The sequence below is a fragment of the Rhodoglobus galactosidasius genome, from assembly GCF_054957775.1.
Map to the genome: position 1 here is coordinate 1 of NZ_JBQIAV010000012.1, position 19270 is coordinate 19270.

Below are 19270 nucleotides of genomic sequence, written 5' to 3' on the forward strand. Positions count from 1 at the left end.
CATAACCCGCATCGCCTTCGGCTTCAAATCCCCCGACGCCCTCATCGCCCTCGCGATGCTCAGCCTCGGTGGCCACAAACCCGTGCTCCCCGGCAGGAATTAACCCACGGAAGAGACAGGAGAGCCCGATTTCCCGCCATTATTATCGCCAACCAGATAGTTCACCCCGGCGCCGAACTCGAATGTAGTTTCAGCCCGAAAGCTCTTGACGTTCTCGACAGTAACCCGCTTGATGTACAAGTTGCTCCACTCGTAAGACGCAGCGCCATCCGGGGCGCACAACTCGCAGCTTATTTGAGTGTCGCTCGATTATCTATAGCGGACTCGATCAAGACTGCCAACCCGACCCGGCCCTCAAAGCGCCTATCTACTTACTGTGACAAACGAGTTTATTCTGTCGGGTGTGTCATTCATTCAGGCCGAGCGCTGCAGTCGCTGCCTTCGTTGTCGCAAGTGATAGGCACATGCAGCGATTAGTCCGGCTGTGGCTCTGAGCTATTGCCCAGATCTGTGAAAAGTGCGGCCGGTAGTGGTAGCTCGTACTTCTCGCACAAAAAGCGGGTCTGGCAATATCGCTGAGCGTCCGCAGCAACCTTGCCCAAAATTGCAGAATTAACGCCCGCCCCTATAACTATGCCTACGAAAGGCGCGACTTTAGCAACGTTCTTCACTGAGACTTTCGCTCCGTTGGGGCCCAGTTGTTGCAACAATTTTTCGATAGCCGCGAGGAGTCTGTTGTCCACGCGAAGTTTCTCCGACCACCGCACGCGTCCTTTGATGGCTTGAGCTGCGAGCGCCGCTTCCCGCAATGGTTCCGCTTTGGCCGCCTGAGCCATGAACGAGCGCTGCACTAGTCGCTGAATAAAAACTTGCTCCGCCGGATCCTTTGCGTCATATCCATACGAATGAGCAATACGAGCGGCGATCGACACGCTAAGGACTTGTATGACGAGGATGTCCGCGCCGATTGCTAGAGGAATTCCTGCGACGGGGACCAACGCAAGCGCGCCCATCGCCCCTCCCTCGAGGGCACCCGCCGTCCTCCAATTCAGGGTGTTCCGGCTTAGCAGCCGATCAGAAAATTTGAGATCTTGTAAACGCAACTCCGTGAAACTCACTATTTCAAGCCCGCGCTTTCGAGCGAGTTTCTCTACGCTGGTCGGGTCATTCAGCTCTAGAGCCCAATCGTTGAATAACTCGAGAAGTCTTGCTGCGGAACCTGCTATAGGTACTAGAGCCTTGTCTGCGACGGCTTCTCCAGCACGACGGATCGGTTCCTTGATCACTTTCGGGACGGATTCCGAAACTCGCTTAGTGGCGTCTCCTGCAAACTTGCTACCGCGATCCAGCGATGTGCTGACCCAATTAGGGAGATTGCGACGATTGTTTCGATCTTGCCAGTGCTTGTTGAGTGCGATCCACACCTGGCGCTCGTAATTGGTCATCCCCGCCGTGGCGTCCGCGAGAGGTTGGGCTTCGGTGCTCAATACAATTCCCCTTATGTAGTGACTACATGGTTCATGTTGCCCTAGTGCAGCGGGAACTGAGCGAAGCCGCACTGGCGATTGATTCAAATACTCGAATGAGTGATGCTGGGATTCCTTGCGTTGCCTTTTTGGGTTTCTTCGGTGAACCCGGCCAGCGCAGTTCTGGGCGTGGACGAACTCGTATTTGGTGCGCTCTGAGACGCCGCGCAGTGCAGCGCGTCGTACGTGCGCCAGAGACCCTTGAGAGAGCAGCGTGAGCTACTCAGAGGAGCGCGGCTCAGGATCAGCCACAATCTCGGGCGAGAGCATCCGCCGCTTCATTAGGGTAGCTTCTGCGGCCAAAATGCCCAGCACGAGGCTGGCGCCTACGGCTATGAGTAACAGCACGAGCCCGAGGTCGTCGGCGGGCGGCAGGATTCCGCCCGACTCGGTCTGCCAGGGCCACAACGCGCGAAGCGAGCCGAGCATGAGGCCCGTCATGATGGCGAGGGTGATGCGGCGGCGGTTCTTCAGCAGCCGCTGCAAGCCCGAAACGAAGAGTCCCAAGCCGACGATGGCGCCGATAATGAATGCGCCGAGGTAGGCGAAGTTGCGGTCGTTCACGGCCGCGAGGGTGGGGGCGTACATCCCGAGGATCAGTAGTAGGTACGATCCCGAAACTCCGGGCAGGATGAGAGCGCAGACGGCAAGTGCTGCGGCGAACGACACAATGATTAGCGAGGGTTCGACATCCCCGCCTCGAGGCAAGCTCGTGAGAGCAACAGCGACGGCAGCGGCAAGTAAGCCGATCAGTATTTCTCGTAGCGTCCACCGGCTACCCACCATGCGCGCTGGCACGATGAGCGAGGCGGCGATGAGGCCGGCGGAGACTGCGCGGGTGCCCGTCGGGTATGCCTCGAGCAGTGGGGCGAGCACAGCGGCTCCGACGACGATTGCCAGAAGCATCCCGATACCGATGGGCAGCACGACGTTCCAGCGCACCGAACGGAAGTGTGCGGCAGCGCGTGAGAGCCCGCGGCCACGGATGCCGTCTGCGATCGTGAGGGCCACTCCGCGCGCAAGGTGCCCGGCACCGTCGATGAGAGTGTCGTAGACGCCGACGAGCAGTGCGATGGTGCCGCCACTGACCCCGGGAACAATCTCGGCGAAGCCGATAAGGGCGCCGCGGAAGGCATCGCCGACGGTGCGTATGACGGGGTGCAGTCGAGTACTCGCGCGCCCGTGTTCATTTGGTTGTCTTTTTGTGCTTGTCGTTGTTGCTAGTTCCGTCAATCCAGATCTCAATCTCGGGTCGTGGCACTCTGAGCGGTGGAGTTTCTCAACACCGTGCAGGTCGGTCGAACTAGTTTAGGCGGCGGTGACTGATTGCGCTCTCAGGTACCAGACGCCACGCTTGTGCCCGTAGCCTAGAGGGGTGAATAACGGCAGCAACAACCGGGTTCGGGCATTTCAGCAACGTGTGAGTCGATCCCTCATCACTATGGCTGGGGGAGCCCTGCGCTCAACCAATGCGCCGACTCAGCTCCTGTCGATTCCAGGGAGCGAGCAGCAGCTATCCCAGCGACACGCACGCTCGGTTATCGATCTATGTTTGCGCGCCGGCGAAGCAATGTTGGCGACCGGAGCATCCGCGGCTGACGTTGTTGCCACGGTGCTTCGTATCAGTACTGCGTATGGCGTTAGCGGAATGCACGTCGACATTACCTTCACCTCGCTCACTGTTTCGGTGCATCGCGGGATGAACGAAGACCCGATGTCGATCATGCGCATTGTGAAGGTGCGCACCATCGACTACACGCGGCTGCAGAACGTGTACTGGCTCATTGACGTGATCACGGGGCCGGACGGTCCCGGGGATGTCGATGAGACACGCGAGCAGCTTGGTGCGATTCTGACAACACCGCATCCGTACCGGCGCTGGGTGGTGACCGCGGGTAAAGCGATTCTGGCGGCAGGTGTCGTGGTGATGTTCGACGTGAGCTTTGTGCTGGTGCTCGTGGCGGCAGCATCCGCCGCTATCTCGGATCTCATGACTCGTCGCTTAGAACGCTGGTCGGTTCCCGCATTCTTCGCTCAGATGGCTGCCGCAGCGGTAACCACCGTGATCGCGGTATTCATGTTCTGGCTTCACTCGGTTGGCATCGATATGCCCGGATCGAATAGTCCGACTGTCATTGTGATCGCCGGCATCATCATGCTTCTTTCCGGTGTCGGGCTCACCGCTGCGGCCAGTGACGCGATTGGCGGCTACTACGTCACGGCGACTGCCCGCGGAATGGAAGTCGTCATGATGACACTCGGCCTCGCAGTCGGCATCTCGATCGTGCTGAGCCTTTCCTTGCGCCTGGGAATACCGGTGGCCGTCGGCGATTCTTTGGGTGAAAGTCGAAGCTTGATCTCTGGGATGGTCGGGGCTGCGATCATCGCCGTCGGCTTCGCCCTCGCCTCCTACGTGCGGCTACGGTTGTTGCCGCTCATGGCAATCGGGGCCAGCCTCGTGTTCGCCGTGTACTGGGTGGTGCTGCCATTGGCATCCTCGCCAGGGCTAGCCCCCGCTATCGCCGGCACCGCTGCCGGCGTCATCAGCTACCTTCTCTATCGCTGGCTGAAAGTGCCAGAAGGCGCCACAAACATGGTGGGTATCATCGCTCTGCTGCCCGGACTCGCACTGTATCGAGGCATCTATGCCCTCATGGATTCCGAATATGGAGTCAATCTGGCGCTGCCCGCAATGGTTATGGCACTAGCGACCGGCTTAGGCCTCGCTGCAGGAACAACCATCGGGGGATTCATTGCACGACGCACCTTCGGGTTCGACCGCTCGGCAATGCTGGCGCTGAAGCGCTCACGGACGCCGCGGTAACGATGCTTGCCATTCGCGTGCGGACCTAGCGAAAGTCTCCGTTGCCTTCCTAACTCATTACAGATAGGCTTCATGTGTAGAGAGTTGGGAGGTGAGCGTGTTGGTAGCAGATCTCGCACCAGTGTTTACGCTCGGCGACGCTCGCACCGCAGGCCTGCGGAAAGACCAGGTTTACGACCTGCTCGCGAACGGGGAGATCGAACGAGTAGGCCGCGGCGTGTATCTGCGTCCTGACAAGATCGAGCCTGCCTTCGCCTCGCTCGCCGCAGCAACAGCTGTGCGTGAAGAGGCGACGTTGTGTCTGACGAGTGCGCTCGTACGCCACGACCTGAGCGACGCCATCCCGTTCGAGTCTGATATCGCCCTCCCGCGAGGCACCCATCATCCCGTTGGACTCGCTCACGTTGCATGGCACAGCTTCGACCCGACAACCTTCCAGATCGGACGCGACCACATCGATGCCGGAAATGGATTCAGGTTCGCCATCTACTCAGCCGAGAGATCGATCGTGGACTGCTTCCGACTCATGCATCAGGAAGGAAGCGACGTCGCCTACGAAGCACTCCGACGGTGGTTGCGACAACGCGGGAACTCGCCGGCAGCCCTGTTGAAGGTTGCATCATCTTTTCCGAAGGCACAGCCGCGGATCCGCCAGGCGCTCGAGGCGCTCCTATGACTCCGCCAACACCGACACGAGACACGCCTGCTGGGCAGGCATACAACGATCTGCGCAACCTCGCTCGCCGCGACGGACGCGACCCTGCCGAGTACATCACCTTGTATGCGCTCGAAGGTTTTCTCGCCCGGTTGGCCTTCTCTGAGCACGCTGGAGAGTTCGTGCTCAAGGGTGGTGTGCTCATGGCAGTGTTCGCTGCGCGCCGACCGACCCGCGACATCGACTTCGCAGCGACTGGATTCGCCAACGACATCGCCGATGTCGAGCAACGGGTACGCAGCACCATCGAGGTACATCTCGACGATGGGTTGGAGTTTGATCCGGACTCCGCTGTGGGGGAGCCGATCCGGGACGACGCCGACTACAACGGCGTCCGCGTCAAGGTCACGGCGCAACTCGCGACAGCGCGAGTAGCTCTGCACGTCGACGTGAACTTTGGCGATCCGATCTGGCCGGCCCCAACCGAAGTGGTGCTCCCACTCCTGCTCGGCGGAACACTTCGATTGAGGGGCTATCCCGACCACATGGTGCTTGCCGAGAAGATCGTCACCGCGATCGAACGAGGTGAGCAGAACACCCGGTGGCGCGACTTCACCGACATCGCGGCCATTGCCCGCACCCGGAGAATTCGCGGCACGGACCTGCGTTCGGCGATCGACACCGTTGCGCGCTACCGCCAAGTCGAGATCGAACCGCTTGGTCCATTGATCGCAAACATGCCCGACCTCGCGCAACGCAAGTGGGAGGTCTGGCGACGGAAACAACGGCTCGAAGGGACGACGCCCGTCCGCTTTGGCGAGCTTCTCGACACATGTTTTGCACTTACCGAACCGATCCTTTCTGAGAGCGCTACCAACCTGTCATGGGACCCGCGAACCGGGTTATGGAAAGTGCCCACTTTCGAACCGGGAGAAAGCCCTTGGTGACTTCGACGGGCAGGGATTCGAAACCGAGCCAAGCATCGTGGATGGACATTGACTCCACGGAAACTCCAGCGAGCAACGGTTCAGCCTCGGGGAGAACAGCTAGCCGTGGAATCATGCGAAAAACAGGTCCGCTGATAGTTTCGGGACGTCTGGGTGCGTCACAGGTCGTCAATACCATCGAGATATGACCCGTCGAGACTCAGAGCGCACGACAGCCGAAGCGCGCCGACGGCGTGCCGCGCAAGAGCGCCGCGGTAAGCAAAGGGAGACTTTGCCACCTCCCAGCCCAGCGTCTTTGTCTACGGAGCCACAGACGACCTTGTGGGCCATATCTCGAGCCGGTGCGCGTGCCGGGCGTGGATTTCGCTATCAGAATATGGTCGCCACGCTCGTCGTATTGCGTCTGTGGAGCGAAGGCGACGCGACAGCGTTAGTGACGCCGGAAGGGTACGACGACATTTCGGTGCAGTCGTTGAGCGGGTCGTTCTTCATCCAGGTCAAGTCGCGACGTGAGAGCGCGGGCGATTTCGCCCCGACCGATCTGCGAAAGGACTTGCGTTCCGTCGCAAAGGCTTGGGTGAAGCGCAGGGACGCCGAACTCCCAGCCGCGACGATCCTCTTGCTTGAGCGCCCGGTCACTCGAATTCCAGTACCCGAGTGGGGGAGCGAGGCTGCACAGCCTAGCTCCAGCGCCCGGAGTGAATTAGCCAAGGAGCTGGACGCTGTCTCATTGGACGACGATCAGGACATGGCTGCCTTTGCGGCTTCAACCTCAGTTGTAGTCTGTCCCGATCCGTATGGGCAGGCGATCAGCAGGGTCTGCTGAGGGTTTGGTTGAGTCTGGGGTTTATGCCGTTAGAGCAACGGCATCCATCATTATGGTCTCGAACTCGATTGGTGTCAGCTTCCCTAAGCTGCGTTGCCGTCGCTTGCGGTGATACTTCCCCTCGATCCATGAAACGATCGCGAGGCGCAACTCCTGTCGGCTCGCCCAGGACTGCCGGTCGAGCACGTTTTTCTGCAACAAGCTGAAGAACGATTCCATCGCGGCATTGTCCCCGCACGCGCCCACTCTGCCCATCGAGCCGAGCAGCCCATGACGCTTCAAAGCCCTCCGGAATTTCCTGGAACCAAATTGCGTGCCACGATCGCTGTTAAGCCGAATTCGGCTTAACAGCGACCGCGGCGTTCAATATGTCGCGATTCGCTACACCGAACGCCTTGCCGAGAACGGCATCGTCGCCTCAGTCGGCTCGAAGGGAGACAGCTACGATTGTCAGTCTGTTTCTACCGGGTTCCGCAAGAATCGGGTAGTCCTGGCCGGCACGGTCTGACCCATCTCTACGATTGGCCCGCATGGTGCCTTAGCGTTGATCTGTCGACCGTCCGGCCGGGCACGCAATAAGCGCTGCCGCCGGTCGGGCGTGACCTGATAGGAGCCTGGAGCAGACTTTTTGGAAGCGTCCCCATGACAGTCCTGTCCACCCGCCGGCAACAACGTGTGACCCACGATAACCGGCAAAGGAGACACCACAGTGGACGAGGTTGAGCAGTTCAGATCAGGGCATGTCGTGATCGGCGTCGATACCCACAAACACATTCATGTTGCAGCAGTCATGGATTCGATCGGGGGAATTCTTGCGACTCTCACGGTCGCGACCGACACCGCCGGGTTCCGGCAGCTTCTTCAATGGGCTGCAGGGTTTGGGAAGATTATCGCGTTCGGGATCGAAGGAACGGGCTCTTACGGCGCGTCATTGACCTCATTTGTTCGCCGCCACGGCCATAAAGTGATCGAGGTCTCCCGCCCCGACCGACGGCTGCGCAGACTCAACGGTAAATCCGACACACTCGATGCTGAGAACGCAGCCAGGGCCGTGCTAGCCGGGTTTGCGACCGCGATCCCCAAGACCGCTGACGGCGCAGTGGAGATGATCAGGCAACTGAAAGTCGCCCACGACACAGCAGTGAAAGATCGCTCTGCAGCCATGATCACCCTCAAAGCGATGATCGTGCACGCACCCGAACAGCTCCGCACTGAGACCGCCAAGAAGACGCAGCGAATGATCGCCCGCCACTGCGCAGCGTTGCGACCCCGGGCGTTGGAAACCCCAGACGACTCGATCCGCCACACGCTACGTTCGATCGCGAAACGCTGGCTTGCCCTCGACGAGGAGATCAAGGAACTCGTGGCCATGATCGAGCAGCTCGTCATGAAGCGGGCACCGCACCTGCTGGAGGAGTTCGGCATCGGCGTTGATACCGCGGCGGAGATTCTCATCGTCGTCGGCGACAACCCCGAGCGCATCCACTCCGAGGCAGCATTCGCGAAACTCGCCGGCATCAGCCCCATTCCCACCGGTTCAGGGATGACCTCCGGCAAGCACCGCATCAACCACGGCGGACACCGACAACTCAACGCCGCCATCTACCGCACAGTGATCGTGCGCATGCAGCACCACGAGCAGACGAAAGCATACGTCGCCCGCCGAACCACCGAAGGCAAAAGCAAACGCGACATCATCCGATGCCTCAAGCGCTACGTCATCCGAGAGGTCTACCAGCTGATCAAGATCAACCCGACGACAGGCGAAATCACTACTAGACAAACATAGGAGCATCAATGCGTCCGCGGAGACAGTGATGGGGCTCTACAAGAACGAAGCCGTCCAGAAGGGATCACCGTTCTGGTCGGGCCCGTTGAAGACTCTCGCCGATGTCGAAGAGCTCACCTTCGACTGGGTCGACTGGTACAACAATGACCGCCTGCACAGCGCCCTCAGGAACATTCCGCCCGAGGAATACGAGGCCGCCTACTACGATGAAGTCAATGTCCCATCAACCGGGGAGCCGCTAACAAAACAGCGGCATGAAAACCGGGACGGTTCAGCCAACCTTCTACTTTTTCGGTGGAGCAAGCACGGTGATATCGGTGCGCTTGGGCGGATTCGGAAGCACCTGAAGTCCCGCTTCGGCACACGCCGAAACACCATCGAGTATCTCCACTTGCGTGCCACAGGATCCCGCACCGGATTTCCCGAAAATTGCCCAGGCCGTTGGTGGCCCCGGGGTGAAGCGTGGAGAGTATCGGATGCCATCAAAAGCGGCCCGCTCGATCGCTGACGCCCACGCCTGAGGCACCACATACGGCGTCATCGACGTCAGCTCGCTCGTCACCTCAAAATTTGCGGCCTCCGGTACACTCACCGCAGCAAACTGCCCACCCCTGGTCGTGAATTTGGTTACGCGCGTCCCGTGGGCATCACTGGAGCTCACCCTCCCTTGCCTGATGACAATACCCAACCGCTCACGGAGAGCACCCGCGATATCGTCTGCGGCATATAACGTCCCGCGCGGCGCCGGCAGGTCAAACCTGCCGCCGAGGCTCGACGAGTAGTAGCCCGCGTCATTTCCAGTCGAGTGGGCGCGCGCGAGCACCCGCGCAGGCGATAAAGCCTCAGCCGGGAAATCTTCTAAAAGTGCGTCGTCTGCAGGGGGCCGCTGCGCGACTACTTCTCGGCTCATGTGAGCCGACTCGCAACATCTTGCTCCGCTAACGCCAGCACATCCGAAGCATCATCATCCGTGCCCCGCAACTTCTCGGCGGCCGACTTCCCACCCCACTCCTCCAACGGTGTGTTGAGCCACATCGCTCGAGTCCACTCATCGGTAATCCCGCGACGAAGGACCCTTGTGACATCGTGGATCCGCGGCAGCAGTTCCCCTGCAGCATCAAACTGGAACGAGGGGTGAAGGAATTCTCCGTCAGCAGACTTCAGGCCGAGAAGACGATCTTGGCGACGCAACACTGAGAGGCGTTGACGAGAAAGTCCGCGCCACACCACCAGCGCAGAAGTGTCATAAAACGGACCAACCAGTGCATCCCACGGGCTCTTCTGTGTGGTGGGTACGACCGCAATAAGTCGGCGAGCCACCTCAAGAGCATCAACACCCTCGAACGCACCCTCACCCAGCTCACGCTGCCGGTCTTGGAGCTGCGATATGAAAGCGGTAACCAAATCCCCCATCGGTTCGGAAAGTTCCACCTCCGGGCTTGGCCCACCAGCTACAGTGGCGCCCGTCGGCTCAAGACGCATATGCAGACGCGCGATGTCCCGAATCCTCCTCGGGACGGCCATTGTACCCACGACCTCCACTGGAATTTTCTGACTCACGACATTAACGAGGATGTACTTTCCGCCAACGGTCTCGAGTTCCACGGACGTCTGCGGTGCCCGTCGCGCAGGTTCATGGGTGATCGACATTTCAACCTCCGTCAATAGTGTCAATGCCAATGTACCACATGGTCAATAGCGTCAATAGCGGGGAGCGCACCGCCACCTCGCGGGCACCCGCTCCGCACAGCTATCCCATCGCGGTCTCATGAGTGGCTAGTTTTGCAGGTACACGACAGGCCGCCTTTCCGACTGTGCTTCGCGCCGCCTATGCCCCGAGAACGGCCCCTCGCGTCCGCGAGCCTGGGCTCCGGCCAACCAAAATCGTCGACCAGGAGCATGACAGTTGCGGTAACGCATCACCCGCGTCCTCATGGGCTGAAGGTGGTCAGACTTCAGTAAGGCGGGTATCAAGCTCAAGAAACACGTCTACGACTTCGTGGTGACGGACTCGAAGATTGAGCGAGCGTTCGTCACAGAGCTGGACACCAGTACGGAGGTCGCTGTCTACGCGAAGCTCCCACGCGGGTTCTTCATCCCGACCCCTGTCGGTGATTACAATCCGGACTGGGCGATCGGGTCTGCTGCACCGCTAGGTGACAGTTTCTAGTCACGCAGCCAATACGCACGAACGGTATGTCGTGCTCTGCTGTGGGGCGAAGTCGGTCACCGTGGTCAGCGACACTCCGCTTTTCTCGCCAGTGCGACCCTGCGGCGCGGAGGTTATCTGAGAACTGTGCTGCTGGTCCCCGACTTCATCCCCAGAAGATTGGGTCGCCGCTGGTGCCGATGTGGTCGAGCAGAGATTGAACAGTCTTCGTTGGTTTCGTGCCGTCGTAGATGTGGAACCGAAGGTTGCGATCCTGCCAGTAGAGAGACCAGAGCCCGGTCGATGCGGTGTAGCGGAGCCGGGCGATGGGGGAGCGCGTCCACTCGCGATCTGAGTCGTCCCATGGCGGACGGGTCTCCATAATGGTGACGTGCCGGTCAGCGATCTCACACTCGACGCGGACCTGCTCCCGCAGGTGCTCGGGAATGCGGGCTCGGCACCAGCGGGCGATGCGCAACGCGTCCAGTTCAGGGATTGCCATATGCCTAGTTTCACAGACCGATACCAGCGCACAATGCTGTCGGATCGAAGCAGTTGACCGCGTATGTGTTGTGACACATAATTGTGGGGGAGGGGAGCTGTGATGGTAAAGAACTTTAACGAACTTGCGGATCGTGCGAAGGCGGCATGGTCCGACGACACTCGACGGGTGTATGAGGCAGCATCGTCCGAGTTTGCCGCCGAGGTAGACGAACGTGCCGAACTTGGTGCTGTGCTCGCGACCGCACGCAAGGCCAGGTCTCTTACTCAGCCGGCGTTGTCTGAACTGACGGGCATCCAGCAGGCAGAGATCAGCCGCATCGAGCGAGGCGCTGGGAATCCGACCGCCGCGACACTCCTGCGTTTGGCTGATGCATTGGGGCAGAAGCTCACACTCGTTCCCGCCAAACACTGAATCTTTCACCGCACGTCAGTGCGGCGTGTTGGGCTCGCGCTGTTGCGCTTCCGGTCCGCCGAGTAGCGGGAGTGAAGTGGACCAATCTAGTGACCAACGCCCTGCAATGCGTGCAGAACGTGACGGCCGTTGACGTGCTCTGAATGGGAAATCCCCGATCAGCTTCCGGATGAAGGCTCAACTCGTCGTCAACGCGCTCACAATGGCCGGTTCGTCGATTCGCGAAATCGGAGCACGTTCTCGACGAACGGTGGACTGCTTTCGGTGTCGCCGTCGAGTCTGCAGAGCAGAAAGTCGACTGCGGCTTTCGCAGTGGCCTCCGGCACGAGGTCGACAGAGGTGATCGGCGGAGTGCTGTTTCTGGTTTGTTCTGAGTCCGAGCCAGCAACGATCATGATGTGTGCAGGGATGCGGTAACCGGCTTCCTGCAGGCGTTTCTGCAGACCAGCCGCGTGACGTCCGGTGAGGCAGTAGATAGCGTCGGGCAGTTCCTTCTCGCCAGCGAGCTTTGCCGCGAGCATCTCGTCGGCGACAGTTCGGCCTCCAGCTTCGCCCGAGCGTTCGTCCTGATGGTATAAGAATCCGTCCTGTCCGTGCTCGGCTGCCCACGTGCGATACGACAGCTCGCTGTCGGCGTTCCACGCGTTGGAGTCTGTTCCGGTGACGAGGGCGATTCGTTTTGCACCTCGTTCGACGAGAGCATTTACGACCGCACGGCAGTCGGTTGTCGTGCCTGTCCCTACCCAGTCAGCGAACTCTGGACGCTCGGTATCGCGACCCACGGTGACTATCGGGATGCCGTTGCGATTCAACAGGGCGATCACCGGGTCGTTGGCGACCGGGTCAGAAATGATGAAGCCGTCGACCGCGAGTGCGATGCCGGGCAAGGCACCTGCTGTGGGATCTCGCACGAGCATGAGTCCGAATCCGCGGTCTAGGGCTTCGACTGCCGCGGCACCAGCAAAGCGCATGAAGTAGTCCACGCCCTCCGGCTGGTAGGAGTCTAGGTCTTCGAGCGGGCGGATGACGATGCCGAGCACGCCCAGACGGTTGCTGCGCAGCCCCCTCGCAATTGCATTGGCGCTGTAGCCGATTTCGTTGGCGGTATCGATGACACGCTGCCGAGTCGCGTCGGCCACGACACCTTTACCGTTGAGCGCGTGGGAGACCGTCGTAATGGAAACGCCGGCTTGCTTGGCGACGTCATGAATCGTGGTTCTGTGTCGACGTGGGCGGGTCATCACCGAATGTTACCTGTTGGTAACGGCTTTCGGGATTTCCAGAACGCTCTTGTCCAAAACGTTTTGGCTAACTACAGTCACAACAACGTCATGGTGTTCGTACCTCGACCAAGGACCAATAGGAGCATTTCAATGAAGAAGAGCGCACTAGCTTCCACCGTCATCCTCGCGCTTGCCCTCACGGGCTGCGTGGCGACCGACGACACAGATACAAAGTCCAATGGATCGGGTTCCGACGAGCTTGTCTTTACGACGCCGCCAGCCGTCGGAGAACTTGATCTCGCAACGTGGAACCTGCCGTTCGGCGAACCAGCGTCGCTGGACCCGATCAAGGCATTCAACTACCCGGAGAACACGGTAGTCGCGAACTTGTGTGAAGGGCTCATGCAACTGCAGCCCGACTACACGATCGAGCCGAACCTGGCCGAGAGCGTCGAAACTCCGGATTCGACCACCTACATCTACACGATTCGTGATGGCGTGGAGTTCTGGAACGGTGATCCACTGACGGCGGAAGACGTGGTCTTCAGTCTGGGCCGTCACATGAACCCCGACGAGGGAAGCTATTGGGCCGGTGACGTTGTCAGCAACATAGCGTCGATCGAGAAGACCGGAGAGCGTGAAGTCACCGTCAAGCTCACGGAGCCAGATGTCACGTTCAACTCCTACATGGTATCGCCGATCGGCAACATTGTTCAGCAATCGCACCGCGAAGCTGCCGGCGGAGATTACGGCAATCCCACAGGACTCGTCATGTGCACCGGTCCATTCTCGATGGGTGAATGGAATCAGGGTCAGTCCATTTCGCTTATGCGCAACGATAACTACTGGAACGAAGAGAAGATGGCCAAGACCGCACAGGTCGACATCAACTTTATCGTCGACTCCGCGGCCATTTCCAGCGCTCTGACCACCGGGGCTATCGATGGTTCCTATGATGTGCCGCTTGGCTCAGTGCCCACCTTGGAGAGCGCCGACAACGGCACTCTGTACCTCGGCAGCTCGCTGCAGGTCATGGCAATCATCGGTACGGGCAACGGCGCATTTGCTGACCCAGCAGTTCGCCAAGCACTCATGATGGCGACCGACCGTCAAGCAATCGCCGACACCGTGTATGAAGGTACAGCGCAACCGTCCAGGTCGCTCGTGCCGAACAACGGGTGGTCTTACGGCGAGGACGAGTTCACCAGCGGACGCGAAGACCTCCGACCAACCGAGGTTGACATCGAGGGCGCGAAAAAGGCCCTCGAGAGTGCGACGGTAGATCTCGATCAGACCATCAGCATCGTGTACCCCGCGGAGCGTGGCTACTATGCGGACATCATCTCCGAAATCGCCAACGGCGCACGGGCCATCGGGCTGACGGTCGAGCCGGTAGGAGTCCCGAGCGCACAGTTCGGTGCTTACTTCTCCGACGAAGAGGCTCGTGCGGGTAGCGATGCGTTCGTGACTGCGAACTACATGGATGTGCCAGACCCACTCGCGTTCCTTCGCGGCATCGTTGGTCCTGAGGGCTCGCAGAACTACAACGGCTATGACAATCCTGAGGTCAACGCGCTAATCAATGAGGCGGAGGCGATGACCGACGAGAACGAGAGAGCGGCCGTCGTCAACCAGATTCAGCAGATCGTCATGGAGGATCTGCCGTGGATCCCGATCGTCGATTCCGCCGTGCGACTGTTTCTGAACGACAGGGTGACTGGCGTGCCAGCATCCTTCGTGTACCTCTACTACCCGTGGGCAGCTGACCTCGGCGCATCGGGAAACTGATCAACCGGCAGGTGTGAGGGTGCAATAGACCGCACCCTCACTCCTGCTGCCACCAAAGGGGGGTGCCATTCCAGTGATGTTCATCATACGAAGACTTTTCGCGCTCATCGGCGTGCTCATCGTGTCGAGCTTTCTCGTCTTCGCCGGGATGTATGCCGCCCCGGGCAGCCCAGAGAACTTCCTTGTGCAGGGTCGCACCGTCTCCCCGGAAGTGCTTGCAGCTATCCGGGAGCAGTACTCGCTCAACGACCCCTTCCTCGTGCGCTTCTGGAACTGGCTCACCGGAGTTCTGCAGGGAAACTTCGGGCAATCGCTCATCAACCGCCAAGATGTCGGTGAGCTACTCGCCACCCGACTACCGACGACAATCACCCTCGTGGTGATGGCTGCCATCCTGATCATGGTGCTCGGAGTGGGACTGGGTATCGTCGCAGGCACCCGCGATGGGGCTCTCGATAAGGTCATCCTGCTTGGTTCAAACCTCGGCTTCGCCGTCCCTACTTTTTTCGCCGCGCTGATCCTGATGAGTATTTTCAGCGTCGGGTTGGGCTGGTTTCCGGTATTCGGCTCCGGGGACGGCTTTCTCGACCGACTCTGGCACCTCACCCTGCCGGCTTTTGCACTCGCGCTGCCCTCAATGGCAGTCGTCGCGCGGATCACCCGCACGTCCATTCGCGAAGAACGCGGTTCCGAGCACTCGATCATGGCTCAGGCTCGCGGCGTCCCGCGAGCACTCGTGCAACGCCGTCACGTGATCCGTAACTCGATGCTCCCGGTGAGTACGATCGTCGGAGTACACATCGCCGGTCTCATCGCTGGCGCCTTCGTTGTCGAGTACGCCTTCACTCTGGATGGCATCGGGACACTGCTCATCAGTGCCGTGCAGACCAAAGACTTCGCCGTGGTGCAAGCGATCGCCATCATCCTGGTTGCAGCCTTTGGTCTCATCAATCTTCTCGTTGACCTGCTCTACGCGGCGATCGATCCGCGCGTGAGAACACGAGGTGAAGGATGATTCGCGTCAAGTCGCTGCTTGGCCCGATTGGCATAGCCGCTGCGGGCCTGTTCACGCTGGTCGTTCTGGGGGCACTATTCGCCCCGTTGATCGCCCCCTACGATCCCACGATCGGCTCCGTCACCGAGCGCTACCTCGGGGTCAGCGCCGCTCACCTACTGGGCACCGACCAGGCCGGTCGCGACATCTTCTCCCGACTGTTGTGGGGCGCGAGATCCGCTTTGATCGGCCCTGTCATCGTCGTGACGATTACGGCGGTACTTGGTACCGGACTCGCCCTGATCAGTGTCTGGTGGGGTGGACTCGTTGACTCCTTCATCAGTCGCGTCCTCGACCTGCTCTTTGCGTTCCCCAACCTGCTGCTCGCGATGCTGGCGATTGCCGTGTTCGGACCGAGCCTGACGACTGCAGCTCTCGCACTCTCGATCGCGTACATCCCTTACACCGCCCGTGTTATCCGGAGCATGGCGCTTCGCGAACGCAACCTTCCCTACATCCGTTCGCCGCAGCTGCAGGGGATCTCGGGGGTCGTGATCACGGTGAGGCACCTGATCCCGAACATCGCACCATTGATCGTGACCGGCGCCACAATAAACTTTGGTTTTGCCATGATCGAACTCGCCGCACTGTCCTTCCTCGGGCTCGGGGTCCAGGCACCCGATGCTGATTGGGGTCTCATGGTCGCCGACGGCCAGCAGTCGTTGCTGAGGGGTTACCCGGCCGAGAGCATGCTCGCAGGCTTGCTCATCGTGCTCACGGTCGCCTCGCTGGGCTACATCGGTGAACGACTTGGCGGTCGTGCCGCAGCCGGGAGGAAAGTCTGATGTTAGAGATTCGCGATCTGTGCATGACAATCGCCACCGAACGGGCAGAGCTCGACATTCTGCGGAACGTGTCGCTTTCGGTCGGCGCGGGTGAATCCGTGGGTCTTGTCGGAGAGTCCGGCAGCGGTAAATCGATGACCTTGCGTTCCATTCTTCGTATCGAACCGAGTAATGCTTCGATCACCGGGAGCATCACCTTTGCAGGGACGGACGTGCTCGCGTTGCGGGGCGAGTCTTTGCGCCGGATGCGCTCCACAGACGTATCAATGATCGCCCAGAATCCGCACGCGGTGCTGAATCCGGTACTTCCCGTCGTCAACTACCTGATCGAAGGTATGCACGATGCGCAGGGAATGCCCAAGGATGCAGCACGGCTGCGCGCCGGTGAACTACTCGAGCAAGTTGGCATCGACGGCGTTGACCGGGTGCTTGGTTCGTACCCGCACCAGCTCTCTGGCGGGATGCTCCAACGTGTCGTTATTGCGGGAGCGATCGCGGGTAAGCCAAAACTCATGCTTGCCGACGAACCCACCACGGCGCTCGATGTCACGACACAAGCCGAGGTAATGGCGATTCTCGATGAACTCCGCCGGGATCTTGGCATGGCAATGCTCTACGTGACGCATGATCTGGACCTCGCCGCGGCGGTCTGCGACCGCATCAGTGTGATGAAGGACGGACAGATCGTCGAAACCGGAGTGCCAGAACAGTTGCGCGACAATCCCACACATCCCTATACGCGGGAGCTGATGGACTCGCGGCCGGTAGGGATTATTCCGACCGGGATCGTTCCACCTGGGATTGACGTCGACGAAAGTGAGTCCACATGAGCACGCCCGCAATAGTCGTGGATGCGCTGACGAAGACCTTCAACGGCCACGGGCGACACAAAGTTACGGCGCTAGATAATATTTCCTTGACTGTCGAGCGCGGCTCATGTCTCGCAGTGGTCGGCGAATCGGGCTCCGGCAAAACTACTCTCGCGCGGATCATCGTAGGGCTCGAGACTGCCGATTCGGGCACCGTAATGCTCAACGGAAAACCGGTCGCCGAGCGCGCGAGCCGTCGAGAACTGCACCGGCGCGCCCGTGAAATTCAAATGGTGTTTCAAGACCCGCAGAGCTCGCTGAACCGACGGCTGCGGGTGAGCACCGCCGTCGACGAGGTCCTGAGGGCCCACACGACGCTGGATGCTCGCGCAAGACGTGAGCGGTGCGTTGAACTCTTCGAGCAGGTTGGCCTCGAACCCCGTCAGCTCGACGCACTGCCGGGTGAACTTTCCGGCGGACAGCGGCAGCGCGTAGCGATCGCGCGTGCGCTCGCGGCCGACCCGTCGGTCATTGTGCTCGACGAATCGGTTGCCGCACTTGACGTCACGGTCCAGGGTCAGATTCTCAAACTCCTCGCTGAGCTTCGCGCTGCTAAGAACTTGAGCTATGTCTTCATCACCCACGATCTCTCCGTCGTGCAACTGGTGGCTGACCAGATTGTCGTCATGCATCGGGGTGCCATCGTGGAGCGGGGTGCGACGTCCGACGTGCTCGGTAACCCTCGCCACGCCTACACCCAGCTATTACTCGCCTGCGCGCCTCGGCCCGGGTGGAAACCGCAGCGAGGTCTCATCCAAGCTTTCCGAGAGAAGATCGCGTCATGATTGGCTCCCGCCCAGAGATCATCCGAATCGATTCGGCGGATGCTCACGAACGCGGGCTGCAACGCGGGTCTGCGCTGCGCGGCACCCTCACTGAGGGGGTGAGCATCTATATGGCGCTATTCGCGCAGGCCGGCATCGAAGAAGCGTCGGTTCGCAACAACGCAGAACAGGCCATCGTGAGCACCCGGCAATGGTGCCCCACCCTCGTCGATGAGATGCGAGGAACGGCCGAAGGATCTGGTCTCGAACTCTGGCAGATCGCCGCGCTCAACGCGCGCACCGAGATTTTGTCTGGCGCGCCCGGGGCGAGGCCCGGAGAGTGCTCGACGATTGTGAACACGCGCGGCGCCCCCGTCGGTGCACAGACCTGGGACTGGCACGAAGAGTTATCCCACTATTGGCATCTTCAGGATGTGCGCGGCAACGTCCGCAACTTCGTTGGTCTAACCGAGCACGGCATCCTGAGCAAGATTGGGATCAATGACGCGGGGATCGGCATCATGCTCAATATTCTTGGGCATCAGGATGACCGGCCCGACGGCGTGCCCGTGCACTTGGTCGCGGCCCGGGTTCTGGCGGAATCGTCGACGCTCGCCGAGGCGGTAGACGTTCTGCAGTCGGCCCCGGTGAGCACATCCAGCGCGATCACGGTGGTCAGTCCGAACGCTGCCGTAATCGTGGAGTTGAGTCCCCGTGGAGCAGTCGTACTCACCCCGAACGACGGTGTGCTGCTGCATACCAATCACTTTCTCGACGAGCACTTGGGTCGCGGCGAAAAGCCCGGGCTTTATGACCCGGACTCCCAGCTCCGCTACCGTGTTCTGATCGATCGCGTGGCGGACTCACCACTTCCCATGTTGGCCAGCGAGCTGGTTCCTTATCTCGTTTCCCACCCGGGTGACGAAGCAGAACTGTGCTGTGTTCCCGAGCCCGGAGCCTCGTTAGGCAATCGCTGGGCAACGCTTGCGACGATCACACTGGATGCCGCAGCGCGGGAGATGACAGTGTCGGTCGGTACGCCGCGGGACGCACCAAGCGTGCCGCTCGTGCCGCTCGTGGCAGAGTCCGCGCAACCTCTCGTTCAGCGTGCTGTCTCGAGCGCCTGAGTAGAAGGTTAGCGCTTCGGCTTCGGAT

The 19270-nt window shown here is 60.3% G+C and carries 20 protein-coding genes and 2 pseudogenes; 14 read left to right on the forward strand and 8 right to left on the reverse strand.

Annotated elements, in window-relative coordinates:
• Positions 1 to 99 precede the first annotated feature (99 nt).
• From ACTJJW_RS13435 to ACTJJW_RS13445, 3 genes are all read right to left on the reverse strand, one after another.
• Positions 100 to 282: an AAA family ATPase gene (locus tag ACTJJW_RS13435; protein WP_462645465.1), complete on the reverse strand. Its 183-nt coding sequence runs from the start codon at positions 280 to 282 to the stop codon at positions 100 to 102.
• 191 nt (positions 283 to 473) lie between these two features.
• Complete coding sequence (locus ACTJJW_RS13440) at positions 474 to 1487, reverse strand: EcsC family protein (RefSeq protein WP_462645467.1); 1014 nt, start codon at positions 1485 to 1487, stop codon at positions 474 to 476.
• Positions 1488 to 1745: 258 nt separating this feature from the next.
• Positions 1746 to 2759 carry a DUF368 domain-containing protein gene (locus tag ACTJJW_RS13445; protein ID WP_462645469.1) on the reverse strand — a complete coding sequence of 338 codons (1014 nt, stop codon included), beginning with the start codon at positions 2757 to 2759 and terminating at the stop codon, positions 1746 to 1748.
• 142 nt (positions 2760 to 2901) lie between these two features.
• Between ACTJJW_RS13445 and ACTJJW_RS13450 the strand changes: the two genes are divergently transcribed.
• The 4 genes from ACTJJW_RS13450 (at position 2902) to ACTJJW_RS13465 (ending at position 6778) form a co-directional block, all read left to right on the forward strand.
• Positions 2902 to 4350: a threonine/serine exporter family protein gene (locus tag ACTJJW_RS13450; protein ID WP_462645471.1), complete on the forward strand. Its 1449-nt coding sequence runs from the start codon at positions 2902 to 2904 to the stop codon at positions 4348 to 4350.
• A 91-nt stretch (positions 4351 to 4441) separates the two neighbouring features.
• Complete coding sequence (locus ACTJJW_RS13455; RefSeq protein ID WP_462645473.1) at positions 4442 to 5026, forward strand: type IV toxin-antitoxin system AbiEi family antitoxin domain-containing protein; 585 nt, start codon at positions 4442 to 4444, stop codon at positions 5024 to 5026.
• Positions 5023 to 5952 (forward strand): nucleotidyl transferase AbiEii/AbiGii toxin family protein, encoded by a 930-nt coding sequence (locus ACTJJW_RS13460; RefSeq protein WP_462645475.1) that lies wholly within the window; start codon positions 5023 to 5025, stop codon positions 5950 to 5952. Before ACTJJW_RS13455 ends, ACTJJW_RS13460 begins: the two co-directional genes overlap by 4 nt.
• Positions 5953 to 6136: 184 nt before the next feature.
• Positions 6137 to 6778 carry a dsDNA nuclease domain-containing protein gene (locus ACTJJW_RS13465; RefSeq protein WP_462645477.1) on the forward strand — a complete coding sequence of 214 codons (642 nt, stop codon included), beginning with the start codon at positions 6137 to 6139 and terminating at the stop codon, positions 6776 to 6778.
• Between the two features lie 21 nt (positions 6779 to 6799).
• On the opposite strand, the pseudogene ACTJJW_RS13470 reads toward ACTJJW_RS13465, so the two are convergent.
• Positions 6800 to 7117 (reverse strand): annotated as a pseudogene (locus ACTJJW_RS13470) (transposase); the annotation flags it as partial.
• Between the two features lie 370 nt (positions 7118 to 7487).
• Between ACTJJW_RS13470 and ACTJJW_RS13475 the strand changes: the two are divergent.
• Both ACTJJW_RS13475 and ACTJJW_RS13480 read left to right on the forward strand, forming a co-directional pair.
• Positions 7488 to 8567 (forward strand): IS110 family RNA-guided transposase, encoded by a 1080-nt coding sequence (locus tag ACTJJW_RS13475; RefSeq protein WP_462645479.1) that lies wholly within the window; start codon positions 7488 to 7490, stop codon positions 8565 to 8567.
• A 4-nt stretch (positions 8568 to 8571) separates the two neighbouring features.
• Entirely contained in the window at positions 8572 to 9075 is a 504-nt protein-coding gene (locus tag ACTJJW_RS13480; RefSeq protein ID WP_462645565.1) for an integrase core domain-containing protein, read from the forward strand.
• On the opposite strand, the pseudogene ACTJJW_RS13485 reads toward ACTJJW_RS13480, so the two are convergent.
• Both ACTJJW_RS13485 and ACTJJW_RS13490 read right to left on the reverse strand, forming a co-directional pair.
• A pseudogene (locus tag ACTJJW_RS13485) lies at positions 9049 to 9477 on the reverse strand (RES domain-containing protein); the annotation flags it as partial. The gene ACTJJW_RS13480 and the pseudogene ACTJJW_RS13485 overlap by 27 nt on opposite strands.
• On the reverse strand, positions 9474 to 10217 hold the full coding sequence (locus ACTJJW_RS13490) for a hypothetical protein (protein WP_462645481.1): 744 nt from the start codon (positions 10215 to 10217) through the stop codon (positions 9474 to 9476). The pseudogene ACTJJW_RS13485 and the gene ACTJJW_RS13490, both read right to left, overlap by 4 nt.
• A gap of 319 nt (positions 10218 to 10536) precedes the next feature.
• Here ACTJJW_RS13490 and ACTJJW_RS13495 point away from each other — a divergent pair, with 319 nt between their 5' ends.
• Positions 10537 to 10737 (forward strand): restriction endonuclease, encoded by a 201-nt coding sequence (locus ACTJJW_RS13495; protein ID WP_462645567.1) that lies wholly within the window; start codon positions 10537 to 10539, stop codon positions 10735 to 10737.
• 145 nt (positions 10738 to 10882) lie between these two features.
• Here ACTJJW_RS13495 and ACTJJW_RS13500 read toward each other — a convergent pair whose 3' ends face one another.
• On the reverse strand, positions 10883 to 11218 hold the full coding sequence (locus tag ACTJJW_RS13500) for a DUF3024 domain-containing protein (RefSeq protein ID WP_462645483.1): 336 nt from the start codon (positions 11216 to 11218) through the stop codon (positions 10883 to 10885).
• A gap of 102 nt (positions 11219 to 11320) precedes the next feature.
• On the opposite strand from ACTJJW_RS13500, the gene ACTJJW_RS13505 reads away from it, so the two are divergent.
• On the forward strand, positions 11321 to 11632 hold the full coding sequence (locus ACTJJW_RS13505; RefSeq protein ID WP_462645485.1) for a helix-turn-helix domain-containing protein: 312 nt from the start codon (positions 11321 to 11323) through the stop codon (positions 11630 to 11632).
• Positions 11633 to 11829: 197 nt separating this feature from the next.
• Here ACTJJW_RS13505 and ACTJJW_RS13510 read toward each other — a convergent pair whose 3' ends face one another.
• Complete coding sequence (locus tag ACTJJW_RS13510; protein WP_462645487.1) at positions 11830 to 12873, reverse strand: LacI family DNA-binding transcriptional regulator; 1044 nt, start codon at positions 12871 to 12873, stop codon at positions 11830 to 11832.
• Between the two features lie 132 nt (positions 12874 to 13005).
• Here ACTJJW_RS13510 and ACTJJW_RS13515 point away from each other — a divergent pair, with 132 nt between their 5' ends.
• The 6 genes from ACTJJW_RS13515 to ACTJJW_RS13540 all read left to right on the forward strand — a co-directional run bounded on the left by ACTJJW_RS13515 (position 13006) and on the right by ACTJJW_RS13540 (position 19242).
• Positions 13006 to 14643, forward strand: a complete 1638-nt coding sequence (locus ACTJJW_RS13515) for an ABC transporter substrate-binding protein (RefSeq protein ID WP_462645489.1) — start codon at positions 13006 to 13008, stop codon at positions 14641 to 14643.
• Positions 14644 to 14719: 76 nt separating this feature from the next.
• On the forward strand, positions 14720 to 15658 hold the full coding sequence (locus ACTJJW_RS13520; RefSeq protein ID WP_462645568.1) for an ABC transporter permease: 939 nt from the start codon (positions 14720 to 14722) through the stop codon (positions 15656 to 15658).
• A complete protein-coding gene (locus ACTJJW_RS13525; RefSeq protein ID WP_462645491.1) occupies positions 15655 to 16482 on the forward strand; it encodes an ABC transporter permease in 828 nt (275 codons plus the stop codon). The genes ACTJJW_RS13520 and ACTJJW_RS13525 overlap by 4 nt, the downstream gene beginning before the upstream one ends.
• Positions 16482 to 17312: an ABC transporter ATP-binding protein gene (locus ACTJJW_RS13530; protein WP_462645493.1), complete on the forward strand. Its 831-nt coding sequence runs from the start codon at positions 16482 to 16484 to the stop codon at positions 17310 to 17312. Before ACTJJW_RS13525 ends, ACTJJW_RS13530 begins: the two co-directional genes overlap by 1 nt.
• Positions 17309 to 18136 (forward strand): ABC transporter ATP-binding protein, encoded by an 828-nt coding sequence (locus ACTJJW_RS13535; RefSeq protein ID WP_462645495.1) that lies wholly within the window; start codon positions 17309 to 17311, stop codon positions 18134 to 18136. Before ACTJJW_RS13530 ends, ACTJJW_RS13535 begins: the two co-directional genes overlap by 4 nt.
• Entirely contained in the window at positions 18133 to 19242 is a 1110-nt protein-coding gene (locus tag ACTJJW_RS13540) for a C45 family autoproteolytic acyltransferase/hydolase (protein WP_462645497.1), read from the forward strand. The genes ACTJJW_RS13535 and ACTJJW_RS13540 overlap by 4 nt, the downstream gene beginning before the upstream one ends.
• The last annotated feature ends 28 nt before the right edge of the window (positions 19243 to 19270 follow it).

Bases quoted from the DNA above. Each gene is read 5' to 3' on its own strand.
- ACTJJW_RS13460 (WP_462645475.1), top strand. From the start codon at position 5,023: ATGACTCCGCCAACACCGACACGAGACACGCCTGCTGGGCAGGCATAC.
- ACTJJW_RS13465 (WP_462645477.1), top strand. From the start codon at position 6,137: ATGACCCGTCGAGACTCAGAGCGCACGACAGCCGAAGCGCGCCGACGG.
- ACTJJW_RS13490 (WP_462645481.1), bottom strand. From the start codon at position 10,217: ATGTCGATCACCCATGAACCTGCGCGACGGGCACCGCAGACGTCCGTG.
- ACTJJW_RS13500 (WP_462645483.1), bottom strand. From the start codon at position 11,218: ATGGCAATCCCTGAACTGGACGCGTTGCGCATCGCCCGCTGGTGCCGA.
- ACTJJW_RS13505 (WP_462645485.1), top strand. From the start codon at position 11,321: ATGGTAAAGAACTTTAACGAACTTGCGGATCGTGCGAAGGCGGCATGG.
- ACTJJW_RS13510 (WP_462645487.1), bottom strand. From the start codon at position 12,873: ATGACCCGCCCACGTCGACACAGAACCACGATTCATGACGTCGCCAAG.
- ACTJJW_RS13515 (WP_462645489.1), top strand. From the start codon at position 13,006: ATGAAGAAGAGCGCACTAGCTTCCACCGTCATCCTCGCGCTTGCCCTC.
- ACTJJW_RS13520 (WP_462645568.1), top strand. From the start codon at position 14,720: ATGTTCATCATACGAAGACTTTTCGCGCTCATCGGCGTGCTCATCGTG.
- ACTJJW_RS13525 (WP_462645491.1), top strand. From the start codon at position 15,655: ATGATTCGCGTCAAGTCGCTGCTTGGCCCGATTGGCATAGCCGCTGCG.
- ACTJJW_RS13530 (WP_462645493.1), top strand. From the start codon at position 16,482: ATGTTAGAGATTCGCGATCTGTGCATGACAATCGCCACCGAACGGGCA.
- ACTJJW_RS13535 (WP_462645495.1), top strand. From the start codon at position 17,309: ATGAGCACGCCCGCAATAGTCGTGGATGCGCTGACGAAGACCTTCAAC.
- ACTJJW_RS13540 (WP_462645497.1), top strand. From the start codon at position 18,133: ATGATTGGCTCCCGCCCAGAGATCATCCGAATCGATTCGGCGGATGCT.